Annotated in this window: 14 protein-coding genes and 3 rRNA genes; 9 read left to right on the top strand and 8 right to left on the bottom strand. The window is 67.4% G+C overall.

What is annotated here, in order from left to right; translation table 11 throughout:
* Window positions 1–30 precede the first annotated feature (30 nt).
* The gene (locus ACYBSK_RS30590; protein WP_460244057.1) at window positions 31–1,398 is read right to left on the bottom strand and encodes an ABC transporter substrate-binding protein; all 1,368 of its coding nucleotides are present in this window, start codon (window positions 1,396–1,398) and stop codon (window positions 31–33) included.
* 172 nt (window positions 1,399–1,570) lie between these two features.
* On the opposite strand from ACYBSK_RS30590, the gene ACYBSK_RS30585 reads away from it, so the two are divergent.
* Complete coding sequence (locus tag ACYBSK_RS30585; RefSeq protein ID WP_460244056.1) at window positions 1,571–2,617, top strand: YncE family protein; 1,047 nt, start codon at window positions 1,571–1,573, stop codon at window positions 2,615–2,617.
* Window positions 2,618–2,630: 13 nt separating this feature from the next.
* Here the strand turns inward: ACYBSK_RS30585 and ACYBSK_RS30580 are convergent, their stop codons facing one another.
* Both ACYBSK_RS30580 and ACYBSK_RS30575 read right to left on the bottom strand, forming a co-directional pair.
* Window positions 2,631–3,302, bottom strand: coding sequence for a response regulator (locus tag ACYBSK_RS30580; RefSeq protein WP_460247132.1), 672 nt, complete (start codon window positions 3,300–3,302; stop codon window positions 2,631–2,633).
* A gap of 5 nt (window positions 3,303–3,307) precedes the next feature.
* On the bottom strand, window positions 3,308–5,215 hold the full coding sequence (locus ACYBSK_RS30575; protein ID WP_460244055.1) for a sensor histidine kinase: 1,908 nt from the start codon (window positions 5,213–5,215) through the stop codon (window positions 3,308–3,310).
* 143 nt (window positions 5,216–5,358) lie between these two features.
* Here ACYBSK_RS30575 and ACYBSK_RS30570 point away from each other — a divergent pair, with 143 nt between their 5' ends.
* The 4 genes from ACYBSK_RS30570 to rrf all read left to right on the top strand — a co-directional run bounded on the left by ACYBSK_RS30570 (window position 5,359) and on the right by rrf (window position 12,563).
* The gene (locus ACYBSK_RS30570) at window positions 5,359–6,747 is read left to right on the top strand and encodes a cation:dicarboxylate symporter family transporter (protein WP_457480471.1); all 1,389 of its coding nucleotides are present in this window, start codon (window positions 5,359–5,361) and stop codon (window positions 6,745–6,747) included.
* A 652-nt stretch (window positions 6,748–7,399) separates the two neighbouring features.
* Window positions 7,400–8,925 (top strand): 16S ribosomal RNA (locus tag ACYBSK_RS30565).
* A gap of 311 nt (window positions 8,926–9,236) precedes the next feature.
* Window positions 9,237–12,358 (top strand): 23S ribosomal RNA (locus tag ACYBSK_RS30560).
* Between the two features lie 88 nt (window positions 12,359–12,446).
* A 5S ribosomal RNA gene (rrf, locus tag ACYBSK_RS30555) occupies window positions 12,447–12,563 on the top strand.
* Together the 16S, 23S and 5S rRNA genes form the textbook arrangement of a ribosomal RNA operon.
* A gap of 68 nt (window positions 12,564–12,631) precedes the next feature.
* Here rrf and ACYBSK_RS30550 read toward each other — a convergent pair.
* On the bottom strand, window positions 12,632–13,447 hold the full coding sequence (locus ACYBSK_RS30550; RefSeq protein WP_460244054.1) for a maleylpyruvate isomerase family mycothiol-dependent enzyme: 816 nt from the start codon (window positions 13,445–13,447) through the stop codon (window positions 12,632–12,634).
* A 117-nt stretch (window positions 13,448–13,564) separates the two neighbouring features.
* Here ACYBSK_RS30550 and ACYBSK_RS30545 point away from each other — a divergent pair, with 117 nt between their 5' ends.
* From ACYBSK_RS30545 to ACYBSK_RS30530, 4 genes are all read left to right on the top strand, one after another.
* Entirely contained in the window at window positions 13,565–13,933 is a 369-nt protein-coding gene (locus tag ACYBSK_RS30545) for a hypothetical protein (RefSeq protein WP_457480469.1), read from the top strand.
* Between the two features lie 29 nt (window positions 13,934–13,962).
* Window positions 13,963–14,376, top strand: a complete 414-nt coding sequence (locus ACYBSK_RS30540) for a MerR family transcriptional regulator (RefSeq protein ID WP_460244053.1) — start codon at window positions 13,963–13,965, stop codon at window positions 14,374–14,376.
* Window positions 14,373–14,702: a thioredoxin family protein gene (locus tag ACYBSK_RS30535; RefSeq protein ID WP_457480467.1), complete on the top strand. Its 330-nt coding sequence runs from the start codon at window positions 14,373–14,375 to the stop codon at window positions 14,700–14,702. The genes ACYBSK_RS30540 and ACYBSK_RS30535 overlap by 4 nt, the downstream gene beginning before the upstream one ends.
* 168 nt (window positions 14,703–14,870) lie before the next feature.
* The gene (locus ACYBSK_RS30530; RefSeq protein WP_460247131.1) at window positions 14,871–17,123 is read left to right on the top strand and encodes a HelD family protein; all 2,253 of its coding nucleotides are present in this window, start codon (window positions 14,871–14,873) and stop codon (window positions 17,121–17,123) included.
* Between the two features lie 145 nt (window positions 17,124–17,268).
* Here ACYBSK_RS30530 and glgB read toward each other — a convergent pair whose 3' ends face one another.
* The 4 genes from glgB to ACYBSK_RS30510 form a co-directional block, all read right to left on the bottom strand.
* A complete protein-coding gene (gene glgB / locus ACYBSK_RS30525) occupies window positions 17,269–19,482 on the bottom strand; it encodes a 1,4-alpha-glucan branching enzyme (protein WP_460244052.1) in 2,214 nt (737 codons plus the stop codon).
* A 120-nt stretch (window positions 19,483–19,602) separates the two neighbouring features.
* The gene (locus tag ACYBSK_RS30520; RefSeq protein ID WP_460244051.1) at window positions 19,603–20,979 is read right to left on the bottom strand and encodes a maltokinase N-terminal cap-like domain-containing protein; all 1,377 of its coding nucleotides are present in this window, start codon (window positions 20,977–20,979) and stop codon (window positions 19,603–19,605) included.
* Window positions 20,980–21,129: 150 nt separating this feature from the next.
* A complete protein-coding gene (gene treS / locus ACYBSK_RS30515) occupies window positions 21,130–22,833 on the bottom strand; it encodes a maltose alpha-D-glucosyltransferase (protein ID WP_460244050.1) in 1,704 nt (567 codons plus the stop codon).
* 47 nt (window positions 22,834–22,880) lie between these two features.
* The gene (locus tag ACYBSK_RS30510; protein ID WP_460244049.1) at window positions 22,881–24,902 is read right to left on the bottom strand and encodes an alpha-1,4-glucan--maltose-1-phosphate maltosyltransferase; all 2,022 of its coding nucleotides are present in this window, start codon (window positions 24,900–24,902) and stop codon (window positions 22,881–22,883) included.
* Window positions 24,903–25,026 lie beyond the last annotated feature (124 nt).

Below are 25,026 nucleotides of genomic sequence, written 5' to 3'. Positions count from 1 at the left end.
GTGCTGCTCTCTCCCTCAACTCCACTGCGCCTAGGGCTTCTTGACGACCTTCCCGTCCGCCGCCGTCCTCACCTGCTCGTCGTACGTGGCCGCCGCCTCGTCGACCGACGCGTCACCGGTCGTCACCGACTCCATCGCCTCCTGGATCGCCGTGGAGACCTTCGGGTACGCCGGGTACGCGGGCCGGTAGTGGGTGCTCGCCACGAGGTCCGTGAAGAACTTGATGCCGGGCTGCGCCTTCACGTACGCGGGGTCGTCGGCGACGTCCTTGCGGACCGCGATGCCGGAGTTGGCGATGTACCAGCGCTTGGCGTTCTCCTTGGTCTGCATCGTCTTGACGAAGTCGAAGGCGAGGTCGGGGTTGGCCGCCTTGGACGGGATCGCCCAGGTCCAGCCGCCGGACATGGAGACCTTGCCGGGCGCCTGCCCTTCTTGCGTGGGCATGGGGGCGAGGCCGAGCTTCTGCGACCACTCGGGCCACTCGTGCCCGCTGCCCTCGATCCAGTCCTGCGGCAGCCAGGAGCCGTCGAGGTTGATGCCGAGCTTGCCCTCGGGCAGCAGCTCGCCGCGCACCCGCGTCGGGAAGTTCGGATCGAGGGCGTCGGAGACGTCGGGGCCGAGCTTCTCCTCGAACACCGTCTCCACGAACCCGAGGCTGTCCTTGAACGCCTTCGAGCCGGTGACCCACTTGCCGCTGCCCTTGTCGTAGAGCGGGTCGGCGGCCCCGGACCCGGTCCCGTACAGGAGCATCTGGAAGCCCTGCATGGTGGAGGCCTCGCCGGCGGGTTTGCCGGTGTAGACGTTCAGCGGGGTGACGCCGGGGACCTTCTTCTTGACGGCGCGGGCCGCGTCCAGGACCTCGTCCCAGTTCTTCGGCTGCCACGGCAGCGCGATCCCGGCCTTCTTCAGGATCGCCTTGTCGTACCAGAGGCCGCGGGTGTCGGTGCCGTCCGGAACGCCGTACGTCTTGCCGTCCCTGGCCTTCGCCGCGGTCTTCGCGGTGTCGACGAACTGGTCCCAGTCCGCCCACTTGTCCAGGTACGGGTCGAGGGGCTTCAGATACCCGCTGGCGATGTCGGAGTTGATGAGGAAGGTGTCCTCGTAGACGAGGTCGGGGGCGGTCCTGGGGGAGCGCAGCATCTGCTGGAGCTTGGTGTAGTACTCCGCGTCCGGGGCCTTGATCGGGACGAACTCCACCTTCTTGCCGGGGTTCGCCTTCTCGAACTTCTTCTTCATCGCGGCCAGGTAGTCGTCCATGACCTTGACCTTGTTGTCCATGGACTGCTTGAAGGAGACCTTGATGGTGTCCGAGTCGCTTCCGGAGCCGCCGCCGCAGGCGGTGAGCGTCGCGGCGGCCAGCAGGACGGAGACGGTGAGGATCGGGGCGGTGGGGCGCACGGGCACGACCTCCTACGAAGCATCGCGGGCATCGTTGTCACGCGGGGCTGCACGTGAACGTAAGCGCGGCGCCGATCAGGGTCAATGGGTTGTGCAAGTTAGGTAAGGCTAAGCTAAGTTAATCTTCGGGTGGCGTCGCAACGCCCCCATCCGTGAAGGAGATTGACGCAGCATGCCTCGAATCACTCCCAGGCTCCGCCGTTCCGCCGCCGTCGCCGTGGCCCTCGTCGCGGGCGCCACCGCGGCCCAGACCGGCACCGCGAGCGCCGCCCCCACCGGCCCGGCCGCCGCCTCCGCCCCCGTCACCAAAGGCCTCTACCAGTCGGCGTACTCGGAGCGGAACCACGCCCTGTGGACGACGTCGGCCGTGGGCCGCCCCCCGGTGACCACGTCCGCGCTCACCAAGCTCGACCCGAAGACGCTCAAGGTCGAGGCGACGTACACCCCGCCGGTCACCGACGCCGCCACCGGCGCCGTCGAGGCGGTCTACGGCATCGCGGTCGACGACGAGCACAACACCGTGTGGGTCACCAACACCCGCAACAACTCGGTCGCCGTCTACAGCCAGAAGAACGGCGCCCACCTCGCCACCCTCCCGAACGTCGCCCACGCCCGCGAGATCGTCGTCGACGACAAGCACGACACCGTCTGGGCGAGCGGCTTCGGCGACGGCAGCGTCGTCGGCTTCGACAGCCGTACGTTCGCCGAGAAGAAGCGCGTCACCGTCGAGGGCGCCGGCCCGACCGGCCTCACCGTCAACGAGCGCACCGGCACGGTCTACGCCGCCGACCTCACCAACGACCAGCTCATCGAGGTCACCCGCGGGTCCGACGAGCCGCGCCTCATCCCGACCGGCGACGGCCCGATCTCCGTGGCCCTCTCCAAGAACGGCCGCACCGCCTACACCGCCGACAACACCGCCGGCACCGTCTCCGTCGTCGACCTCGACAAGGGCCTGGTCACCAAGTCCGTCGCGACCGGCGCGGGCACCCTCTCCGTCGCAGCCGACGACCGCTCCGGCAAGCTCGTCGCCGTCAACCGCACCGACGCGACCGCCACCGTCGTCGACCCCCGCAAGGGCTCCGTCGTCAAAACGGTGAGCACGGGCGCCAACCCGAACCACGTCGAGATCGCGCGCGGCACCGCGTACGTCGTCGACAAGTCGGGCACGGGCCCGGCCGGCGAGGACCTCCTGACGAAGTTCGCCGTACGGAAGTGAGCGCCGCCGCGCGCTACTTCCAGGTGTAGACGAGCTCCGGCCGGCCGACCTGCCCGTACTGCGGGCTGCGCACCGCCCGGCCGGAGTCGACGAGGTGCTCCAGATACCGCCGGGCGGTGATCCGCGAGATCCCGATCGCCTCCGCGGACGCCGCCGCGGTCATGCCCTCCGGCACCTCCCGCAACGCCTGCGTCACCCGCTCCAGGGTCGGCGCGCTCAGCCCCTTGGGCAGCGCGGCCGGAGCCGGCGAACGCAGCGTGGCGATCGCCCGGTCGACCTCGTCCTGGCCGGACGCCTCGCCGGTCGTCGCGCGGTACTCGGCGTAGCGCACGAGCCGGTCCCGCAGCGTCGGGAACGTGAACGGTTTCAGCACGTACTGCACGACCCCGAGCGACACGCCCTCGCGGACCACGGCCAGGTCCCGCGCCGACGTCACCGCGATGACGTCCGCCTGATGCCCGGCCGCCCGCAGGGACCGGGCGAGCGCCAGGCCGTGGCCGTCCGGCAGGTGCAGGTCCAGCAGGAGCAGATCCACGGGGTTGCGGTCCAGGAACCGCTTGGCCTGCGCCGCGGAGTGCGCCTTCCCCACGGGCCGGAACCCGGGCACGCGCCCCACGTACAACGCGTGCGCATCCGCGGCGACGGGATCGTCCTCGACGACCAGCACCCGAATGCCCCGCTGCACACCACTCACGACTTCCCTCCCTCACGGAACTGCCCACACCCTGCGACTCCGGCAATCTCAGCCCCGCCGCCGGTCCCGGCACTTCCAGCCCGCTCGGGGAAGCCGGCCTCGCCGCCGGTCCCGGCATTTTCAGCCCGCTCGGAGAAACTGGCCTCGTCGACGGTCCCGGCAATCTCAGCCTCGCCGGCGTTTGAGGCGCGGGGTCCGGGGCGGAGCCCCGAGTCGTCGACCCCGGAGGGGGTTGCGGCCACGGGGCTCCGCCCCGAACCCCGCTGCTCAATCGCCGCAGGGGCTTGAGGGGGCTCACCCGCCCCGGAGGCATGACGCGGCACCCGCACCGTGAACTCCGCCCCACCCCCCACCGCCCGCCCCAACTCCAGAACCCCACCACACCGCGCCAACGCCTGCCGCACAAGCGCCAGCCCCAACCCCCGCCCACCCGCCGCCGCCGACGGCTTCGTCGACCACCCCCGCTCGAAGACGGCGTCGACGTGCTCCGGGTCGACCCCCGGCCCCGTGTCGGACACCCGCAGCAACAACCCCTCGTCCCCCGTCCGCGCGGTCACCGTGACCCTCGCCCCGGGCTCCCCCTGCGCCGCGTCGACCGCGTTGTCGACAAGGTTGCCGAGCACGGTGACCAGGTCCCGCGCGGGCAACGCCTGCGGCAGCAACCCGTCGTCGATCCGCGTGTCCGCCGACACCACCAGCTCCACCCCGTGCTCATTGGCCTGCGCCGCCTTCCCCAGCAGCAACGCCGCCAGCACCGGCTCACTCACCGCACCCACGACCTGGTCCGTCAACGCCTGCGCCAGCTCCAGCTCCGCCGTCGCGAACTCCACGGCCTCCTCCGCCCGGCCCAGCTCGATCAACGACACCACCGTGTGCAACCGGTTCGCCGCCTCGTGCGCCTGCGACCGCAACGCCCGCGTGAACCCACGCTCGGAGTCCAACTCGCCCATCACCGACTGGAGTTCGGTGTGATCCCTGAGCGTCACGACGGTGCCCCGCCGGTCCCCGCTCGCCACCGGCGACGTATTGACGACCACGACCCGGTCGACCGTCAGGTGCACCTCGTCGACCCGCGGCTCGGCGGCCAGCAACGCCCCCGTCAACGGCGCCGGCAGCCCCAGCTCGGCCACGGACCGCCCCACCACGTCGTCCCCGACACCGAGCAGCACCCGCGCCCCGTCATTGATGAGCGCCACCCGCCGCTGCCCGTCCAGCATCACCAGCCCCTCACGCACCGCGTGCAGCGCTGCCTGGTGATACGCGTGCATCCGGCTCAGCTCGGCGGCGTTCATCCCGTGCGTGTGCCGACGTAGACGGGCGTTTATGACGTACGTACCAATACCGCCGAGCACGAGCGCGGCCAGCGCCACCCCCGCCACCGCGAGCACCTGCCCCCGCGCCCGCTCAGTGATCACGTCGACCGTGATGCCGGCGCTGACCAGCCCGACGACCCGGTGCCGCCCCTCGTCGTACACCGGCGTCACCACCCGCACCGACGCCCCGAGCGTCCCCGTGTACGTCTCCGAGAACGTCCGTCCCTTCAGCGCGGGCCCGATGTGCCCGAGGTAGCGCTCCCCGATCTGCCGCTCGTCGGGATGCGTCCACCGGATCCCGTCCGGATCCATGATCGTCACGAAGTCGACGCCCGTGTGCCGCTGCACCTCCCGCGCGTACGGCTGCAACCGCGCCGTCGGATCGACGGCCCCCGAGGCCGCCTCCCGCACGGACTCCGCGTCGGCGACCGCCCGCGCCGTCGCCGTGGCCTGCCGCCGCGCACTGCTCTCCGCCTGCCCCCGGTCACTGAGATACGTGAAGAGCGCACACCCCGCCACCACGACGGCCACCAGCACGACCTGCATCGCGAAGAGCTGGCCCGCGAGGCTGCGGGGACGGGGGAGACGCATGCGGAACAGTCTGCCTCCACGTATAAGCACGAACTAAATGAACGGAAGGGTGACGGTACTCACCGAGCAGAGAGATAGTCGCCAGGATTCGCAGGGCGTGAGCCGCACGACCTGGTACGCCGACGTCGTCGTCAGGAGGAACCGTGGCCGGGACAGAGACCACAGGGCCAGCCGCACCAGCGAAGCGGGACCGCACCCACTATCTCTACATCGCCGTGATCGTGGCCGTGCTGCTCGGTATCGCGGTCGGCTTCATCGCACCCGACTTCGCCAAGGAACTCAAGCCCATCGGCACGGGCTTCGTGAACCTGATCAAGATGATGATCTCGCCCATCATCTTCTGCACCATCGTCCTGGGCGTCGGCTCGGTCCGGAAGGCCGCGAAGATCGGCAAGGTGGGCGGCCTCGCCCTCGGCTACTTCATCGTGATGTCGGTCGTCGCCCTGGCCATCGGCCTGATCGTCGGCAACTTCCTGCACCCCGGCGACGGCATGAACCTCACCGAGGCGGTCAAGGGCGCCGGCCACACCGCCGCCGAGGAGGCCAGCGAAGGCCCCGTCGACTTCATCCTCGGCATCATCCCGACCACCATGGTCTCCGCCTTCACCGGCGACTCCGTCCTCCAGACGCTGCTCGTCGCCCTCCTCGTGGGCTTCGCGCTCCAGGCCATGGGCCGCTCCGGCGAGCCGATCCTGCGCGGCGTCGAGCACATCCAGAAGCTCGTCTTCCGGATCCTCGGCATGATCATGTGGGCCGCCCCCGTGGGCGCGTTCGGCGCGATGGCCGCCGTCATCGGCGAAACGGGCGTGGACGCCCTGAAGGCCCTGGCCACCATCATGGTCGGCTTCTACATCACGTGCGCCCTGTTCGTCGGCATCGTCCTCGCGGCGATCATGCGCCTGGCGACGGGCTTCAACATCTTCTCGCTGCTCAAGTACCTGGGCCGCGAGTTCCTCCTCATCCTCTCGACATCGTCGTCGGAGTCGGCCCTGCCGCGCCTGATCGCGAAGATGGAGCACCTCGGTGTCTCCCGCCCGGTCGTCGGCATCACCGTCCCGACCGGCTACTCCTTCAACCTCGACGGCACCATGATCTACCTGACCATGGCGTCGATCTTCATCTCCGACGCCATGAACCAGCCGATGTCCGTCGGCGAACAGATCGGCCTGCTCCTCTTCATGATGATCGCGTCGAAGGGCGCGGCCGGCGTCTCCGGCTCCGGCATCGCCGTCCTCGCCTCCGGCCTCCAGTCCCACAAGCCGGGCCTGGTCGACGGCGTGGGCCTGATCATCGGCATCGACCGCTTCATGAGCGAGGCTCGCGCCCTCACCAACTTCGCGGGCAACGCCGTCGCCACGCTGCTCATCGGTACGTGGACGGGCGAGGTCGACCGGGACCGCGTGAAGAAGGTCCTCGCCGGTGACCTCCCCTTCGACGAGCGCACCCTGCTCGACTCCGCCTCCGACTCGGACGCCGACAAGGACGTACCCGAGCCGCGCGACGGCGGATCGAAGGAGCCGGTAGGCGCCTGACCTCCCCCTCCCAGGCGCCTACCAAGGTGCGGGGCCCGGTGCGATCCGTCGCACCGGGCCCCGCTTTTGTGCCGCGGAGGGACGTGGCGTAGAGTCCTGCGAGTTGCCCAGCCACTGGGCGACACCCCCCAACCTTCAGCATGATCTCCCACCGGGAATGATTTCGGCGTGCCCGAATTCAATTCCGAACCCCGATTGGCTTCGGGGCCGGGGAATCCGCTAAAGTCTGGGACGTCGGAACGGCCCAACAGCCGCGAGGACAAACCCAACTGACTGGGAATCAGGCCCGAAAGGATCTGATAGAGTCGGACTCGCCGGAAAGCCGAAAGGCCGGAAAGCGAAGCGGGACCGAGGAAATCGGCCGGTTAAACGGTCTGATAGAGTCGGAAACGCACAACAGCAAGACCGAAGGGAAGCGCCCGGAGGAAAGCCCGAGAGGGTGAGTACAAAGGAAGCGTCCGTTCCTTGAGAACTCAACAGCGTGCCAAAAATCAACGCCAGATATGTTGATACCCCGTCTCCAGCATCCGCTGGGACGAGGTTCCTTTGAAAAGTCCTTCTTCGGAAGGCACACAGCGAGGACGCTGTGAACGGTCGGATTATTCCTCCGACTGTTCCGCTCTCGTGGTGTCACCCCGATTACGGGGAAACATTCACGGAGAGTTTGATCCTGGCTCAGGACGAACGCTGGCGGCGTGCTTAACACATGCAAGTCGAACGATGAAGCCCTTCGGGGTGGATTAGTGGCGAACGGGTGAGTAACACGTGGGCAATCTGCCCTTCACTCTGGGACAAGCCTTGGAAACGAGGTCTAATACCGGATAACACTCTCCTCCTCCTGGGGGTGGGTTAAAAGCTCCGGCGGTGAAGGATGAGCCCGCGGCCTATCAGCTTGTTGGTGAGGTAATGGCTCACCAAGGCGACGACGGGTAGCCGGCCTGAGAGGGCGACCGGCCACACTGGGACTGAGACACGGCCCAGACTCCTACGGGAGGCAGCAGTGGGGAATATTGCACAATGGGCGAAAGCCTGATGCAGCGACGCCGCGTGAGGGATGACGGCCTTCGGGTTGTAAACCTCTTTCAGCAGGGAAGAAGCGAAAGTGACGGTACCTGCAGAAGAAGCGCCGGCTAACTACGTGCCAGCAGCCGCGGTAATACGTAGGGCGCAAGCGTTGTCCGGAATTATTGGGCGTAAAGAGCTCGTAGGCGGCTTGTCACGTCGATTGTGAAAGCTCGGGGCTTAACCCCGAGTCTGCAGTCGATACGGGCTAGCTAGAGTGTGGTAGGGGAGATCGGAATTCCTGGTGTAGCGGTGAAATGCGCAGATATCAGGAGGAACACCGGTGGCGAAGGCGGATCTCTGGGCCATTACTGACGCTGAGGAGCGAAAGCGTGGGGAGCGAACAGGATTAGATACCCTGGTAGTCCACGCCGTAAACGGTGGGCACTAGGTGTGGGCAACATTCCACGTTGTCCGCGCCGCAGCTAACGCATTAAGTGCCCCGCCTGGGGAGTACGGCCGCAAGGCTAAAACTCAAAGGAATTGACGGGGGCCCGCACAAGCAGCGGAGCATGTGGCTTAATTCGACGCAACGCGAAGAACCTTACCAAGGCTTGACATACACCGGAAACGTCCAGAGATGGGCGCCCCCTTGTGGTCGGTGTACAGGTGGTGCATGGCTGTCGTCAGCTCGTGTCGTGAGATGTTGGGTTAAGTCCCGCAACGAGCGCAACCCTTGTTCTGTGTTGCCAGCATGCCCTTCGGGGTGATGGGGACTCACAGGAGACCGCCGGGGTCAACTCGGAGGAAGGTGGGGACGACGTCAAGTCATCATGCCCCTTATGTCTTGGGCTGCACACGTGCTACAATGGCCGATACAATGAGCTGCGATACCGCAAGGTGGAGCGAATCTCAAAAAGTCGGTCTCAGTTCGGATTGGGGTCTGCAACTCGACCCCATGAAGTTGGAGTTGCTAGTAATCGCAGATCAGCATTGCTGCGGTGAATACGTTCCCGGGCCTTGTACACACCGCCCGTCACGTCACGAAAGTCGGTAACACCCGAAGCCGGTGGCCCAACCCCTTGTGGGAGGGAGCTGTCGAAGGTGGGACCGGCGATTGGGACGAAGTCGTAACAAGGTAGCCGTACCGGAAGGTGCGGCTGGATCACCTCCTTTCTAAGGAGCATCTAGGCTGCCGGGCTTGCCCGGTGGTCCAGGGCCATTACGTCGGCAAATGTTCGACGGTGGTTGCTCATGGGTGGAACGTTGATTATTCGGCACACTTGATCGTCTTCTCCTACCAGTACTGCTCTTCGGAGCGTGGAACGTTGAGGGAAGCGGCGAGGGTGTCGGGCACGCTGTTGGGTGTCTGAGGGCACGGGCTTGTCCCGAACCTCGATGCCGGCCCCGGTAAAAATCTGCTTCGGCGGGTTGTGACGGGTGGTTGGTCGTTGTTTGAGAACTGCACAGTGGACGCGAGCATCTGTGGCCAAGTTTTTAAGGGCGCACGGTGGATGCCTTGGCACCAGGAACCGATGAAGGACGTGGGAGGCCACGATAGTCCCCGGGGAGTCGTCAACCAGGCTTTGATCCGGGGGTTTCCGAATGGGGAAACCCGGCAGTCGTCATGGGCTGTCACCCGCTGCTGAATATATAGGCAGTGTGGAGGGAACGCGGGGAAGTGAAACATCTCAGTACCCGCAGGAAGAGAAAACAACCGTGATTCCGGGAGTAGTGGCGAGCGAAACTGGATGAGGCCAAACCGTATACGTGTGAGACCCGGCAGGGGTTGCGTGTGCGGGGTTGTGGGATCTCTCTTCCATCGTCTGCCGGCGATGGGACGAGTAAGAAACCGTTGATGTAGGCGAAGGACATGCGAAAGGTCCGGCGTAGAGGGTAAGACCCCCGTAGCTGAAACGTTAGCGGCTCGTTTGAGAGACACCCAAGTAGCACGGGGCCCGAGAAATCCTGTGTGAATCTGGCGGGACCACCCGTTAAGCCTAAATATTCCCTGGTGACCGATAGCGGATAGTACCGTGAGGGAATGGTGAAAAGTACCGCGGGAGCGGAGTGAAATAGTACCTGAAACCGTGTGCCTACAAGCCGTGGGAGCGTCGGAACCAAGCTTGCTTGGTTCTCGTGACTGCGTGCCTTTTGAAGAATGAGCCTGCGAGTTTGCGGTGTGTTGCGAGGTTAACCCGTGTGGGGAAGCCGTAGCGAAAGCGAGTCCGAATAGGGCGGTATAGTAGCGCGCTCAAGACCCGAAGCGGAGTGATCTAGCCATGGGCAGGTTGAAGCGGAGGTAAGACTTCGTGGAGGACCGAACCCACCAGGGTTGAAAACCTGGGGGATGACCTGTGGTTAGGGGTGAAAGGCCAATCAAACTCCGTGATAGCTGGTTCTCCCCGAAATGCATTTAGGTGCAGCGTCGTGTGTTTCTTGCCGGAGGTAGAGCACTGGATAGGCGATGGGCCCTACCGGGTTACTGACCTTAGCCAAACTCCGAATGCCGGTAAGTGAGAGCGCGGCAGTGAGACTGTGGGGGATAAGCTCCATGGTCGAGAGGGAAACAGCCCAGAGCATCGACTAAGGCCCCTAAGCGTACGCTAAGTGGGAAAGGATGTGGAGTCGCAGAGACAACCAGGAGGTTGGCTTAGAAGCAGCCACCCTTGAAAGAGTGCGTAATAGCTCACTGGTCAAGTGATTCCGCGCCGACAATGTAGCGGGGCTCAAGCGTACCGCCGAAGTCGTGTCATTGCAGCAATAGGGCCAACGCCTGCTGTGATGGGTAGGGGAGCGTCGTGTGCCGGGTGAAGCAGCACCGGAAGGTAGTTGTGGACGGTTCACGAGTGAGAATGCAGGCATGAGTAGCGATTCACACGTGAGAAACGTGTGCGCCGATTGACTAAGGGTTCCTGGGTCAAGCTGATCTGCCCAGGGTAAGTCGGGACCTAAGGCGAGGCCGACAGGCGTAGTCGATGGATAACCGGTTGATATTCCGGTACCCGCTGTGACGCGAAAGACATCGAATCCAGTGATGCTAAGGCCGTGAAACCGCCGTCCTCGTCTTTGACGTGGTTCGGAGTGGTGGAGCCGCCGGTCCAAGCTGGTAGTAGGTGAGCGATGGGGTGACGCAGGAAGGTAGTCCAGCCCGGGCGGTGGTTGTCCCGGGGTAAGGGTGTAGGGCGCTGTCTAGGTAAATCCGGACAGCTTGTGCCTGAGACCTGATGCCGAGCCGATTGTGGTGAAGTGGATGATCCTATGCTGTCGAGAAAAGCCTCTAGCGAGTTTCATGGCGGCCCGTACCCTAAACCGACTCAGGTGGTCAGGTAGAGAATACCGAGGCGTTCGGGTGAACTATGGTTAAGGAACTCGGCAAAATGCCCCCGTAACTTCGGGAGAAGGGGGGCCACGTCTGGTGATGAGTCTTGCACTCTGAGCTGGGGGTGGCCGCAGAGACCAGCGAGAAGCGACTGTTTACTAAAAACACAGGTCCGTGCGAAGCCGTAAGGCGATGTATACGGACTGACGCCTGCCCGGTGCTGGAACGTTAAGGGGACCGGTTAGTCACATTTCGGTGTGGCGAAGCTGAGAACTTAAGCGCCAGTAAACGGCGGTGGTAACTATAACCATCCTAAGGTAGCGAAATTCCTTGTCGGGTAAGTTCCGACCTGCACGAATGGCGTAACGACTTCTCGACTGTCTCAACCATAGGCCCGGTGAAATTGCACTACGAGTAAAGATGCTCGTTTCGCGCAGAAGGACGGAAAGACCCCGGGACCTTTACTACAGTTTGATATTGGTGTTCGGTTCGGCTTGTGTAGGATAGGTGGGAGACTGTGAAGCGGCCACGCCAGTGGTTGTGGAGTCGTCGTTGAAATACCACTCTGGTCGTGCTGGATGTCTAACCTGGGTCCGTGATCCGGATCAGGGACAGTGTCTGATGGGTAGTTTAACTGGGGCGGTTGCCTCCCAAAGGGTAACGGAGGCGCCCAAAGGTTCCCTCAGCCTGGTTGGTAATCAGGTGTTGAGTGTAAGTGCACAAGGGAGCTTGACTGTGAGACCGACGGGTCGAGCAGGGACGAAAGTCGGGACTAGTGATCCGGCGGTGGCTTGTGGAAGCGCCGTCGCTCAACGGATAAAAGGTACCCCGGGGATAACAGGCTGATCTTCCCCAAGAGTCCATATCGACGGGATGGTTTGGCACCTCGATGTCGGCTCGTCGCATCCTGGGGCTGGAGTCGGTCCCAAGGGTTGGGCTGTTCGCCCATTAAAGCGGTACGCGAGCTGGGTTTAGAACGTCGTGAGACAGTTCGGTCCCTATCCTCTGTGCGCGCAGGAATATTGAGAAGGGCTGTCCCTAGTACGAGAGGACCGGGACGGACGAACCTCTGGTGTGCCAGTTGTTCTGCCAAGGGCATGGCTGGTTGGCTACGTTCGGGAGGGATAACCGCTGAAAGCATCTAAGCGGGAAGCCTGCTTCGAGATGAGTATTCCCACCCACTTGATGGGGTAAGGCTCCCAGTAGACGACTGGGTTGATAGGCCAGATCTGGAAGCCCGGTAACGGGTGGAGGTGACTGGTACTAATAGGCCGAGGGCTTGTCCTCAGTTGCTCGCGTCCACTGTGTTGGTTCTGAAACCACGAACAACCGTCGTAGTCATGGGCCACGACTCCGGTTGTCAGTTTCATAGTGTTTCGGTGGTCATAGCGTGAGGGAAACGCCCGGTTACATTCCGAACCCGGAAGCTAAGCCTCACAGCGCCGATGGTACTGCAGGGGGGACCCTGTGGGAGAGTAGGACGCCGCCGAACTATTTTTAGATGGGAAAGCCCGGACCGGGATACGGTCCGGGCTTTTCTGCGTTTAGGGTCGGCGGCAATTACTGCGTCGCGGTGCGCAGGCACGTGCGCAGTTCTTCCAGTGCTTCGGGATTTCCCGTCGCCCCTACCGTCTCCTGGCGGTTCCACAGAACCCGCAGCAGTGCTGCTGGGCGGCCGCTCAGGGTGGCGTCCACGGTGGGTCCGCCGGTGCCCTGCTGGGTGCCCTGCACGTCCTCGACGACGAAGCGGGGGCCGGGGCCCGTGTGGATGCGCCAGGCCCTGGGGGTTGTCGGGGACTCCGCGATCACCTCGAACGTGCGGCCCGGTGACGCGGCCAGGGGTTCCCTGAAGTAGTCCGACCACTCGGCGACCGCGTACGCGGTGAAGACCTTCAGGAGTTCGTCGATGCCGTCGACGGCCAGGTCGTCCGGGACCGGGGAGACCGGTTCGCCCGCCGCGAGTTCGGCGTCGATGCGGTGGACGACCGTCTCCTGAGCCATGCGGCGGATCCAGAAGCCGACGGTCTGGTCGGGGGCGTACCAGGTGCCGGCAGGGTCCTCGGGGCTGCGGGCCGTCAACTCCGCACGCAGTTCGGCGTAGGCGCGGTCGAGCAGGGCGAGCGGCTCCTCGTCGGCCGTGCCCTTCGGCGGCCACTCCGGTTCGGTGCCCGGGGCCGCCGTCCGGACGGCCTCCGTCTTGTGGGCGTAGACCTGGCCCACGTGGCGCGTCAGGTCGGTGAGGGTCCAGCCGGGGCAGGTCGGGACCTCGGCGGTCGCCGGGCCCGCCGAGGCCGCGGCCCGCAGGCGCTCGAAGTCGGCGGCCAGGCAGTCGAGATAACGGGGTACGGACAGCGGCGTGCGTACGTCGTTGGTCATGGGCGCAACTTAGCGTCCGGCACTGACAATGACCCCTGCCTTTTCGGTGCGGGCTGAGTACGTGACGTGAGTACGCGCACTCAGGTGCCGGGGCCGCGGGGTGCCTTGGATGGGGGTATGACTTCCGAACTCGTGGTCGACTCCGTCGCTCTGTCCGCGCCGCGCTCCCGGTCGTGGGTGGCGCCGCTGGTGTCCAGCGTGATCACGCTGCCCGCGGCGTTCTTCGCCTACGTGGTCGCCGCCGCCTCGCAGATGGCCTGCGACGCGTGTTCCGGTGCCGCGGCCGTTCGGTTCGAGGCGAGTGCGGAGTGGGCGTTCACCGTCTTCGGGTGGGGGCTGACCGTTTCGCTGCTGACGCTCGCGACGGCGTGGCTGCTGCCGTGGGAGGGCCGGTTCGCGAGCCGGCGGCTCGGGTTCGCGCTGGCGGCTCCGTTCGCCGTCGCGGTGACGCTCGTGCTGTACCTCGTGCTCGTCGACTGGCCTTGACGTCAGCGGCAAGGTCTACCGTCTCTCGTATGCGCATCGGAGAGCTCGCCGCCCGCGCCGGTACGACGACGCGGGCGCTCAGGTACTACGAGTCGCGCGGGCTGCTGCCCGCGCGGCGCGGCAGCAACGGCTACCGGACCTACGACGACGCTGATCTGCGGGCGTTGCGGCAGATCCGTACGTTGCAGGACTTCGGGTTCGACCTGGAGGAGACCCGGCCGTTCGTGGAGTGCCTGCGGGCCGGTCATCCGGAGGGTGACTCGTGCCCCGCCTCGCTGGCCGTGTACCGGGGCAAGGTGGCCGAACTCGATGCGCTGATCGGCGAGTTGACCGCCGTACGGGAGAAGGTCGGTGCGCAGTTGGCGCGTGCCGAGCAGGCCATGGAGGCGCTGGCCGGGGCGCAGGAGACCGGGCCGCGCTGTGAGCTGGGAGAGGGCGCATGACGTTGCGTGTCGTGACCGAGGCGGACTTCGAGGAGCAGGTGCTGCGGGCCGGGCGGCCCGTGCTCGTGGAGTTCACCGCGCAGTGGTGCGGGCCGTGCCGGCAGCTGGGGCCGGTACTCAAGGCGATCGCGGAGGAGGAGCGGGAGCGGCTCGACGTCGTGGCGATCGACGTCGACGCGAGTCCCGGAACGGCTGTGCGGTACGGGGTGCTGGGGACGCCGACGCTCATGGTGTTCCAGGGCGGCGAGCCGGTGTGGTCGCGGGTCGGGGCCCGGTCCAAGCGGAAGCTGCTGGAGGAACTGGAGCAGCTGGAGGGCGTGGGTTGATTGCGGCCGGCGCGGTCCCGTCGGTTCCGAACCCGTAATTGGAATTCAGCCCCGCCCGGGGTATATTCGGTGTTTCTGTGTGCCCACAGAAAAGGCCCCTCACTGGGGGCCAACAAAAACCACGGTACCGGGCAGGGAGTTGTTTTGTCAAGCCGGGACAGCCTGGAATTGCAGAAAGAACAGGAATACATCGACGCGCTCTACGGGCGCGTCGATGAGCTGCGTGGCGTCGCCGCGGACTCGGTCCGGGACGCGATCACCCCGGTGGGAACCGGTCAGCAGGCCCGCCTCGAGCGGGACCTGCTGGTCGTCGAGAGGTCCGGCCTGCTGGCCGCGCTGAATGCCGTCGAGGGCTCGCTCTGTTTCGGGCGTATTGATCTCAAGAGCGACGCCGAAGGCGACGGTGCCGTGCATCACATCGGCCGTATTGGAATTCGCGCCGACGACACCGAACGTACGCCTCTGTTGATCGACTGGCGGGCTCCCGTCGCCCGGCCTTTCTATCTCGCGACCGGGCATACGCCGATGGGGCTGCGCCGGCGCCGTCACCTCACGCTCGAGGGGCGTACGGTCACCGAGCTGCACGACGAGATCCTCGACCTCGACGACTCCGAGCGCACCGGGTTCGAGGACCCGACCGGTGACGCCGTGCTGCTCGCCGCCCTGAACTCGGCCCGCACCGGCCGCATGGGCGACATCGTGCAGACGATCCAGGCCGAGCAGGACCGCATCATCCGCCACGAGCACCAGGGTGTGCTCGTCGTCGAGGGCGGGCCCGGCACCGGCAAGACGGCTGTCGCGCTGCACCGTGCCGCGTATCTGCTGTACGAGCACCGGGAGCTGCTCGCCAAGCGGGCCGTGCTGATCGTCGGGCCGAACCCGGCGTTCCTGAAGTACATCTCCGAGGTGCTGCCGGCCCTCGGTGAGACCGGGGTGCTGCTGGCGACCGTCGGGGAGCTGTTCCCCGGCGTGCACGCCACCGCCAAGGACACGGCGCGCGCCGCCACGGTGAAGGGGTCGGCCGACATGGCCGAGGCGCTCGCGCTGGCCGTCACCGACCGGCAGCAACTGCCGGAGCCCGGTGCCCCGTTGGTGATCCCGCACGACGACGGCGACCTCATCCTCGACTGGGAGATCGCCTACGAGGCACGGCAGGCCGCCCGCGACACCAAGCTGCCGCACAACCTGGCCCGGCCGCACTTCGCGTTCCGCATCATCGACGCGCTCACCGAGCAGCTCACCGAGCGGATCGGCGCGGACCCCTACGGCGGGCCGAACTTCCTCGGGCCCGACGACATCGCCCAGCTCGGCAAGGGGGTCGCGTCGAGCGCCGAGGTGCATGCGGGCATCGAGTCGCTGTGGCCCACGCTCACGCCGCAGGGGTTCGTCGCCGACTACCTGGCCGAGCCCAGTCATCTGCCGGAGGACGACGCGCGGGCCATCCGGCGCGTGGACGCGGGTGACGACGCGTGGACCGTCGGCGATGTGCCGTTGCTCGACGAGGCCGCGGAGCTGCTCGGGTACGACGACAGTGCCGAGCGGGCCGCCGCGGAGGCCGCGCGGCAGGAGCGGATCGCGTACGCGCAGGGTGTGCTCGACCTCTCCAGGGGCTCGGAGACGTACGAGTTCGAGGACGAGGACGAGTCGGAGGTGCTCGCCGCGCACGACATCGTGGACGCGGACCGGGTCGCCGGGTGGTACGAGGAGGAGGACCACCGCAGTGCCGCGGAGCGCGCCGCCGCGGACCGGACCTGGGCGTTCGGGCACATCATCGTCGACGAGGCGCAGGAGCTGTCGCCGATGGCGTGGCGGCTGCTGATGCGGCGGTCGCCGACGCGGGCGATGACGTTGGTCGGGGATCCCGCGCAGACGTCGGAGGAAGGTGGCGTCGGGGCCTGGGCGGACATCCTCGCGCCGTACGTCGAGGACCGGTTCGAGCACACGCGGCTCGGCGTCAACTACCGGACGCCGTCCGAGATCATGGAGGTCGCGGCGGCCGTGCTGCGGGAGTCGTACCCGGAGTACGAGGCGCCGTCGTCGGTGCGGTCCACCGGGGAGCGGCCGTGGGGGGTGCGGGCGGAGGATGTCGTCGAGGCCACCGCCAAGGCCGCCGTCGAGCGGATCCCCGAGGAGGGGCGGCTCGCCGTGATCGCGCCTCGGCGGCTTCATGAGGCGTTGGCCGCGAGGTTGCCGGGGGTTGAGGCCGGGGGTGAGCCCGACCTCACGCGGCATCTCGTGCTGTTGGATCCGCGGCAGGCCAAGGGGTTGGAGTTCGACCGGGTGATCGTGGTCGAGCCGGGGGAGTTCGGGGTGAGTGATCTGTATGTGGCGCTGACTCGGGCTACGCAGGATTTGGGTGTGGTGTATGCGGGGGCCGTGCCGGCGGCGTTGCGGGGTGGGCTTGCGGAGGTGAGTGCCTGACGCCTCGGGGCTCCGCCCCGGGCCCCGCTCCTCAAGCGCCGGAGGGGCTCCAAAGGATCGGGGCTCTGCCCCGGGCCCCGCTCCTCAAGCGCCGGAGGGGCTGGAAAGACCTCAAGCGCCGGAGGGGCTGGAAGGGCCGGGTGGGTCAGGGGGTTAGCCAGATTGTGGACAGTGGGGGGAGGGTGATGCGGAGGCTTGAGGGGTGGCCGTGGTGGGGGGTGTCGTCCGGTTTGAGCGGGTCGCGGTTCGTCACGTCGCCGCCGCCGTAGCGGGCGGCGTCCGTGTTCAGGGTCTCGTGCCAGGCCGCGATGTCGTCCGGTACGCCGAGGCGGTAGTCGTGGCGGACGACCGGGGAGAAGTTCGAGACCGACAGGAGCGGGGTGCCGTCGGCCGCGTGGCGGAGGAAGGCGAAGACGTTGTCCTCCGCCGCGTCGCCGACGAGCCAGGAGAAGCCGGCCGGGTCGGTGTCCCGCTCCCACAGCGCCGGGGTGGCACGGTAGTTCGCGTTCAGGTCGCGGGTCAGATCGCGGACGCCCCGGTGGTCGGGTTCCGCGCCGTAGCCGGGATCGAGCAGCCACCAGTCGGGGCCGTGGGCTTCGGACCATTCGGCGCCCTGGGCGAATTCCTGGCCCATGAAGAGGAGTTGTTTGCCGGGGTGGGCCCACATGAAGGCGAGGTAGGCGCGGAGGGTGGCGCGTTGTTGCCACCAGTCGCCGGGCATTTTGGAGACCAGGGAGCGTTTGCCGTGCACGACTTCGTCGTGGGAGATCGGCAGGACGTAGTTCTCGCTGTAGGCGTAGACCATGGAGAACGTCATCTCGTGGTGGTGGTGCTTGCGGTGCACGGGTTCGTGGGCGAGGTAGTCCAGGGAGTCGTGCATCCAGCCCATGTTCCATTTGAGGCCGAAGCCGAGGCCGCCGAAGCCGGTGGGGCCGGTGTGGTGGGTGGCGCGGGTGACGCCGTCCCAGGCGGTGGACTCCTCGGCGATGGTGACGATGCCGGGCACGCGGCGGTAGAGGGTGGCGTTCATCTCCTGGAGGAAGGCGACGGCGTCGAGGTTCTCGCGGCCGCCGAACTGGTTGGGGGTCCACTGCCCGGCCTGGCGGGAGTAGTCGAGGTAGAGCATGGAGGCGACGGCGTCCACGCGCAGGCCGTCGATGTGGAACTCCTGGCACCAGTACAGGGCGTTGGCGACGAGGAAGTTGCGGACCTCCTTGCGGCCGTAGTCGAATTCGAGGGTGCCCCAGTCGGGGTGGGCGGCGCGCAGCGGGTCCTCGTGCTCGTACAGGGGGCGGCCGTCGAACTCGGCCAGCGCCCAGGCATCACGGGGGAAGTGGGCGGGCACCCAGTCCATCAGGACGCCGATGCCGGCCCGGTGCAGGGCGTCGACGAGGTGTTTGAAGTCGTCGGGGGTGCCCAGGCGGGCGGTGGGGGCGTAGAAGCCGGTGACCTGGTAGCCCCACGAGCCGCCGAAGGGGTGCTCGGCCACCGGCAGCAGCTCCACGTGGGTGAAGCCCAGGTCGGCGACGTAGGCGGGCAGTTGCTCGGCGAGCTGGCGGTAGGTCAGGCCGGGCCGCCAGGACGGCAGGTGCACCTCGTACACCGAGAACGGCGCCTGGTGCACCGGACGCGCGCCCCGCTGCTCCAGCCACGCCTCGTCACCCCACGTGTAGTGCGAGGCGTGCACCACCGAGGAGTTGGCGGGAGGCTGCTCCGTGCGGGTCGCCAGCGGGTCGGCGCGCATGGTCTTGCTGCCGTCGGGGCGGGTGATCTCGTACTTGTACAGCTCGCCCTCGCCGATGTCCGGGACGAACAGCTCCCAGACGCCGGACGATCCGAGTGAGCGCATGCTGTGCGCCGCGCCGTCCCAGTAGTTGAAGGTGCCGACGACGCGGACGCCGCGCGCGTTGGGGGCCCACACCGTGAAGCGGGTGCCCTGGACGCCCTGGTGCTCCATCGGGCGGGCGCCGAGCGCCGTCCACAGCTCCTCGTGGCGGCCCTCGTTGATCAGGTGCAGGTCCAGGTCGCCGAGGGAGGGGAGCAGGGCGTAGGCGTCGGCGATCGTCTGCGTCGTCTCGTCGTACGTGATCTCCAGGTGGTACTCGGGCGGGATCTCGCGGAGTTGGAGCAGGCCGGAGAAGAAGCCCTCGCCGTCGTCGTGGAGGTCGGCGTGGAGGCCCTCCGGGGTGGTGACGGCGACGTGGGTCGCGTAGGGGCGGCAGGTGCGGAAGGCGATGCCGCCGTGGGTGGGATGGGCGCCGAGCACGCCGTGGGGGTTGTGGTGGGTGGCGGACTTGAGGCGTGTGCGGTCGTCCGGGGGGACGGGGGCGGAGGGTGTGGTGGTCGGGGGGCGGGTCACGGTCGGGCCTCCTTGGGCGCCATCTTGTGGTGTGTGCGTGTGGTGGCGTGGCGGACGGGTGGTGGTGCCGCTTCTTTGAGGTCGCCCCCTCCTGAAAGATTGCGCAGTTCCTCGCGCCCCTTAGTGCGACTCCTCAGCCAACCGTTCCAGTGCGGCCAGCGGGACTTGGAGCCAGTCCGGCCTGTGCCGTGCCTCGTAGAGGGCCTCGTAGACGGCCTTGTCGGTTTCGTAGGCGCGGAGGAGGGCGGGGGAGCTGCGGGGGTCGGTGCCGGAGACTTCCGTGTAGCCGTCGCAGTACGCGGCTCGGCAGGCCGTGGCCCAGTCCGCCTGCCAGGGGCGGTAGGTGCGGGCCGCGTAGTCGAAGGAGCGGAGCATACCGGCGATGTCGCGGTGGACGGGGTGCGGCAGGCGGCGTTCGGCCAGGGGGCGGGACGGTTCGCCCTCGAAGTCGATCAGCTTCCAGGCGCCCGACGGTTCGCGCAGGCACTGGCCCAGGTGCAGATCGCCGTGGACCCGCTGCGCCTGCCAGGTGTGGCCCCGCGCGCCCAGGTCGGCCAGCGCGTCGAAGGCCGAGCGCAGGCCGTCGACGTAGGGGAGGAGGGACGGGACCTGGGCTGCCGTGGTCTCCAGGCGGTGGGTCATGGAGTCGGCCAGCTGGTCGATGTGGGCGCGGGTGTACGTGACCGTGGGCAGCGCACGGGCCAGCGCCGTGTGCACCTCGGCGGTGGCGCGGCCGAGGTCGCGGGCCTGCGCGGTGAAGTCCTGCTGATTGGTGAGGTGCTTGAGGGCGAGGTCCCAGCCGTCGGCCGCGCCCTTGAGGAAGGGCTGGAGGAGGCCGAGGGTGGCGGGTTCCGTGCCGGGGGTGCCGTTCGACTCGAACCAGGCGACCGGCGCCGGGACCCGGTCGCAGGACTCGCGGGCCAGGGCCAGCGGGAGTTCCAGGTCGGGGTTGAGGCCGGGGGTGACCCTGCGGAACAGCTTGGCGATCAGGGTGTCGCCGTACACGACCGAGGAGTTGGACTGCTCGGCGGTGAGGGGGCGGGAGGCCAGGTTGCGCGGCACCTCGCCGTGCGGGCCCCGGTGGAAGCGGAGGGCGCCGAGCGCGCCGGGTATTCGGAGCCGTTCCAGCAGGACCGCGGCGCGCCGGGGGTCCTGGAGCGCCTCGTAGGCGGTGCGGCCGGCGAGCGGCCCCTGGGTGATGTGGCCGATCACCGCGGGCGCCAGGTGCGGGGCCGCGGCCTCGGCCGTGCCGATCAGCAACTGGTAGCAGTCGCCGGGGCCCTCCTCGTCGGCCGGTGGCTGGTGGGCGCGGACGAGGAGGTGCAACAGGGCCGCGTCCGGCAGCAGTTCGGTGACCGCGTCGAGGGTGAAGCCGGTGACCGGTCGGCCCTTGCCGGCGAACCAGCGCTGGCGCGGCAGCCATTCGCGCAGCAGCGGGTCGAGCGACATGAGCGGGTCCACCGGCTGTGCGGTGGGCCGGGTTGCGGCTTCCGACATGGCGTCGCGTCCTTTCCCCGGGATGCCGGGCGACGCGGCGGATCCCGGGTGCCGTGATGCTGTCCAGGGAGTTGTCCGGAGTGGGGGACGTGCCGGGTATGCGGGGAAGAGTGCCCAGGGCGGGGCGGTGAAAACCGCCCCGCCCTCTCGCTACTCGCCGTTCTCGTGACGCAGCCTGAACCAGTAGAAGCCGTGTCCGCCGAGGGTGAGCAGGTAGGGGAGTTCGCCGATGGCGGGGAAGCGGACGCCGCCGATGAGTTCGACGGGGTGGCGGCCGTTGAAGGCCTGCAGGTCGAGTTCGGTGGGCTGGGCGAAGCGGGAGAAGTTGTGCACGCACAGCACCAGGTCGTCGCCGTACTCGCGCAGGAACGCGATCACGGCCGGGTTGGAGGAGGGCAGTTCGGTGTACGAGCCCAGGCCGAACGCCGGGTTCTGCTTGCGGATCTCGATCATGCGCCGGGTCCAGTGCAGCAGCGACGACGGCGACGACATCGACGCCTCGACATTGGTGACCTGGTACCCGTAGACCGGGTCCATGATCGTGGGCAGGAACAGCCGGCCCGGGTCGCAGGAGGAGAAGCCGGCGTTGCGGTCCGGGGTCCACTGCATCGGGGTGCGCACCGCGTCGCGGTCGCCGAGCCAGATGTTGTCGCCCATGCCGATCTCGTCGCCGTAGTACAGGATCGGGGTGCCGGGCAGGGACAGCAGCAGCGCGGTGAACAGCTCGATCTGGTTGCGGTCGTTGTCGAGCAGCGGGGCCAGGCGGCGGCGGATGCCGATGTTGGCGCGCATCCGCGGGTCCTTGGCGTACTCCGCGTACATGTAGTCGCGCTCTTCGTCGGTGACCATCTCCAGGGTCAGCTCGTCGTGGTTGCGCAGGAAGATGCCCCACTGGCAGCCCGACGGGATCGGCGGGGTCTTGGCGAGGATCTCCGAGACCGGGTAGCGCGACTCGCGGCGCACCGCCATGAAGATCCGCGGCATGACGGGGAAGTGGAAGGCCATGTGGCACTCGTCGCCGCCGGAGGCGGCGTCGCCGAAGTAGTCCACGACGTCCTCGGGCCACTGGTTGGCCTCCGCCAGCAGCACCACGTCCGGGTACTGGGCGTCGATCTCCTTGCGGACCCGTTTGAGCATCTCGTGGGTGGCGGGCAGGTTCTCGCAGTTGGTGCCCTCCTCGGCGTAGAGGTAGGGGACCGCGTCCAGGCGGAAGCCGTCGATGCCCAGGTCCAGCCAGAAGCGCAGGGCGGCGAGGATCTCCTCCTGCACGGCCGGGTTCTCGTAGTTCAGATCCGGCTGGTGGGAGAAGAAGCGGTGCCAGTAGTACTGCTTGCGCACCGGGTCGAAGGTCCAGTTCGAGGCCTCGGTGTCGACGAAGATGATCCGGGCGTCCTCGTACTGCTTGTCGTCGTCGGCCCACACGTAGTAGTCCCCGTAGGGGCCGTCCGGATCCGAGCGCGACTGCTGGAACCATTCGTGCTGATCACTGGTGTGGTTCATGACGAAGTCGATGATCACGCGCATCCCGCGCTGGTGCGCGGCGTCCACGAACTCCACGAAATCGGCCAGATCACCGAACTCGGGGAGGACCGACGTGTAGTCGGAGACGTCGTAACCGCCGTCCCTGAGGGGGGACTTGAAGAAGGGCGGCAGCCAGAGGCAGTCCACGCCGAGCCACTGGAGGTAGTCCAGCTTCGCGGTGATGCCCTTCAGGTCGCCGACGCCGTCGCCATTGCTGTCCTGGAAGGAGCGGACCAGCACCTCGTAGAAGACGGCGCGCTTGAACCAATCAGGGTCCCGGTCCTTCGCAGGGGTGTCCTCGAAGGTGTCCGGGACGGGTTCATTCATCATCATGGTGTGGGTGACCCTCCGAATCCCATGTCCCGTCTGCTCCTGAGAATTCATCGCGGCGTGGCCGGTCGCGTGAGGACGAGGATGTGCGCGGGCGCCCGGCCGGGCTCCAGGCGCACGTAGTTCGTCCTGCCCCAGTGGTAGGTGTCGCCGGTGAGTTCGTCGCGCACCGGCACGGATTCGTGCCAGTCGAGCCCCAGGTGCGGCATGTCCAACGACACCGTCGCTTCCTGGGTGTGGTGCGGGTCGAGGTTCACGACCACCAATACCGTGTTCGAGCCCTGTGCGGATGCGGTGGTCTTGGAGTACACGAGCACCGCGTCCTTGTCGGCCTCGTGGAAGTGCACGTCGCGCAGCGTGCGCAGCGCCGGGTTGCGGCGGCGGATCGCGTTGAGCGCGGTGATCAGCGGGGCGATGGTGCGCCCCTCCCGCTCGGCCGACTCCCAGTCCCGGGGCCGCAGTTGGTACTTCTCCGAGTTCAAGTACTCCTCGCTGCCGGGCCGCAGCGGGGTGTTCTCGCACAGCTCGTAGCCGCTGTAGACGCCCCACGTCGGCGACAGCGTCGCCGCCAGCACCGCCCGCAGCTCGAACGCCGGACGGCCGCCGTCCTGGAGGAAGGCATGCAGGATGTCGGGGGTGTTGACGAAGAAGTTCGGCCGCATGTACGCCGCCGTCTCGCCCGCCAACTCCCGTACGTACTCGGTGAGTTCGCCCTTGGTGTTGCGCCAGGTGAAGTAGGTGTAGGACTGCTGGAAGCCGACCGCGGCCAGCGTGCGCATCATCGCCGGCCGCGTGAACGCCTCCGCCAGGAAGATCACGTCCGGGTCGGTGCCGTTGATCTGGGCGATCACCTTCTCCCAGAACACCACCGGCTTGGTGTGCGGATTGTCGACCCGGAAGATCCGCACCCCGTGGTCCATCCACAGCCGCAGGATCCGCACCGTCTCCGCCACCAGACCGGGCAGATCCCTGTCGAAGGCGATCGGGTAGATGTCCTGGTACTTCTTCGGCGGGTTCTCCGCGTACGCGATCGTGCCGTCCGGACGGTGGTGGAACCAGTCCGGATGCTTGTCCACCCACGGATGATCCGGCGAGCACTGCAACGCGAAGTCGAGGGCCACCTCCATCCCCAACTCCCGCGCCCGGCCCACGAACGCGTCGAAGTCCTCGAACGTGCCCAGATCCGGATGGATCGAATCGTGCCCGCCCTCCGGCGAACCGATCGCCCACGGCACCCCCACGTCATACGGGCCCGGCGACAGCGAGTTGTTGGGCCCCTTGCGAAACGTCGTCCCGATCGGGTGCACCGGCGGCAGGTACACCACGTCGAAACCCATCGCCGCGATCGCCGGCAACCGCCGCGCCGCCGTCCGGAACGTGCCACTGACCGGCGGCTCACCCGCCCGGACCACCGCCCCCTCCGAACGCGGAAAGAACTCGTACCAGGACCCGAACAGGGCCCGCTCCCGTTCCACCAGGAGGGGCAGCCATGCGCTGCGTGTCACCAGTTCGCGCAGCGGGTGCCGGGACAGGGCCTGCCGTACGTCGGGGGCGAGGGCGGCGGCGAGCCGGGAGGCGGCGGGTCGGGCGCTGTCGCGCAGGATCGCGGCGGCGTCCGCGACCGGGGAGCGGAGCGGGGCGGGGACGCCCTTCGCGGCGCGCTCGTACAGCAACGCGCCCTCCTCCAGGACGAGTTCGGTGTCGATGCCCGCCGGGATCTTGATCTTCGCCGCGTGCCACCACGTCGCCACGGGGTCGCCCCACGCCTCGACCCGGAAGGCCCAGCGCCCCATCGCGTCGGGGGTGACGTCGGCGCCCCAGCGGTCGGTTCCGGGGCTCAGTTCCCGCATCGGGGTCCAGGGGCCGGTTCTGCCGTCGGGGCCGCGCAGCACGACGTTCGCGGCGACGGCGTCGTGGCCCTCGCGGAACACGGTGGCGGTGACCGGGAAGGTCTCGCCGACCACGGCCTTGGCCGGGCGGCGGCCGTGCTCGACGGCGGGGCGCACGTCGAGTATCGGTATGCGGCCGATCGTGGCACGCGTTTTTGCGGGAGTGGATCGTTCTGCGGGCATGACCGCTCCTGTCCGCGAGGATTCGGGGGGTGCGGAAATCAGATTCGGGGAGAGGGCCGTGCGGTGAAGCCGTGCGGCGTATCGGGGGAGCCTTCCACGCTCCGACGGCGGGCAATCCGGTGTC

It is taken from the genome of Streptomyces sp. BYX5S (assembly GCF_054724165.1).
The sequence above is the reverse complement of the archived record's forward strand: the minus strand, read 5'-3'. Positions and strand labels throughout refer to the sequence as shown.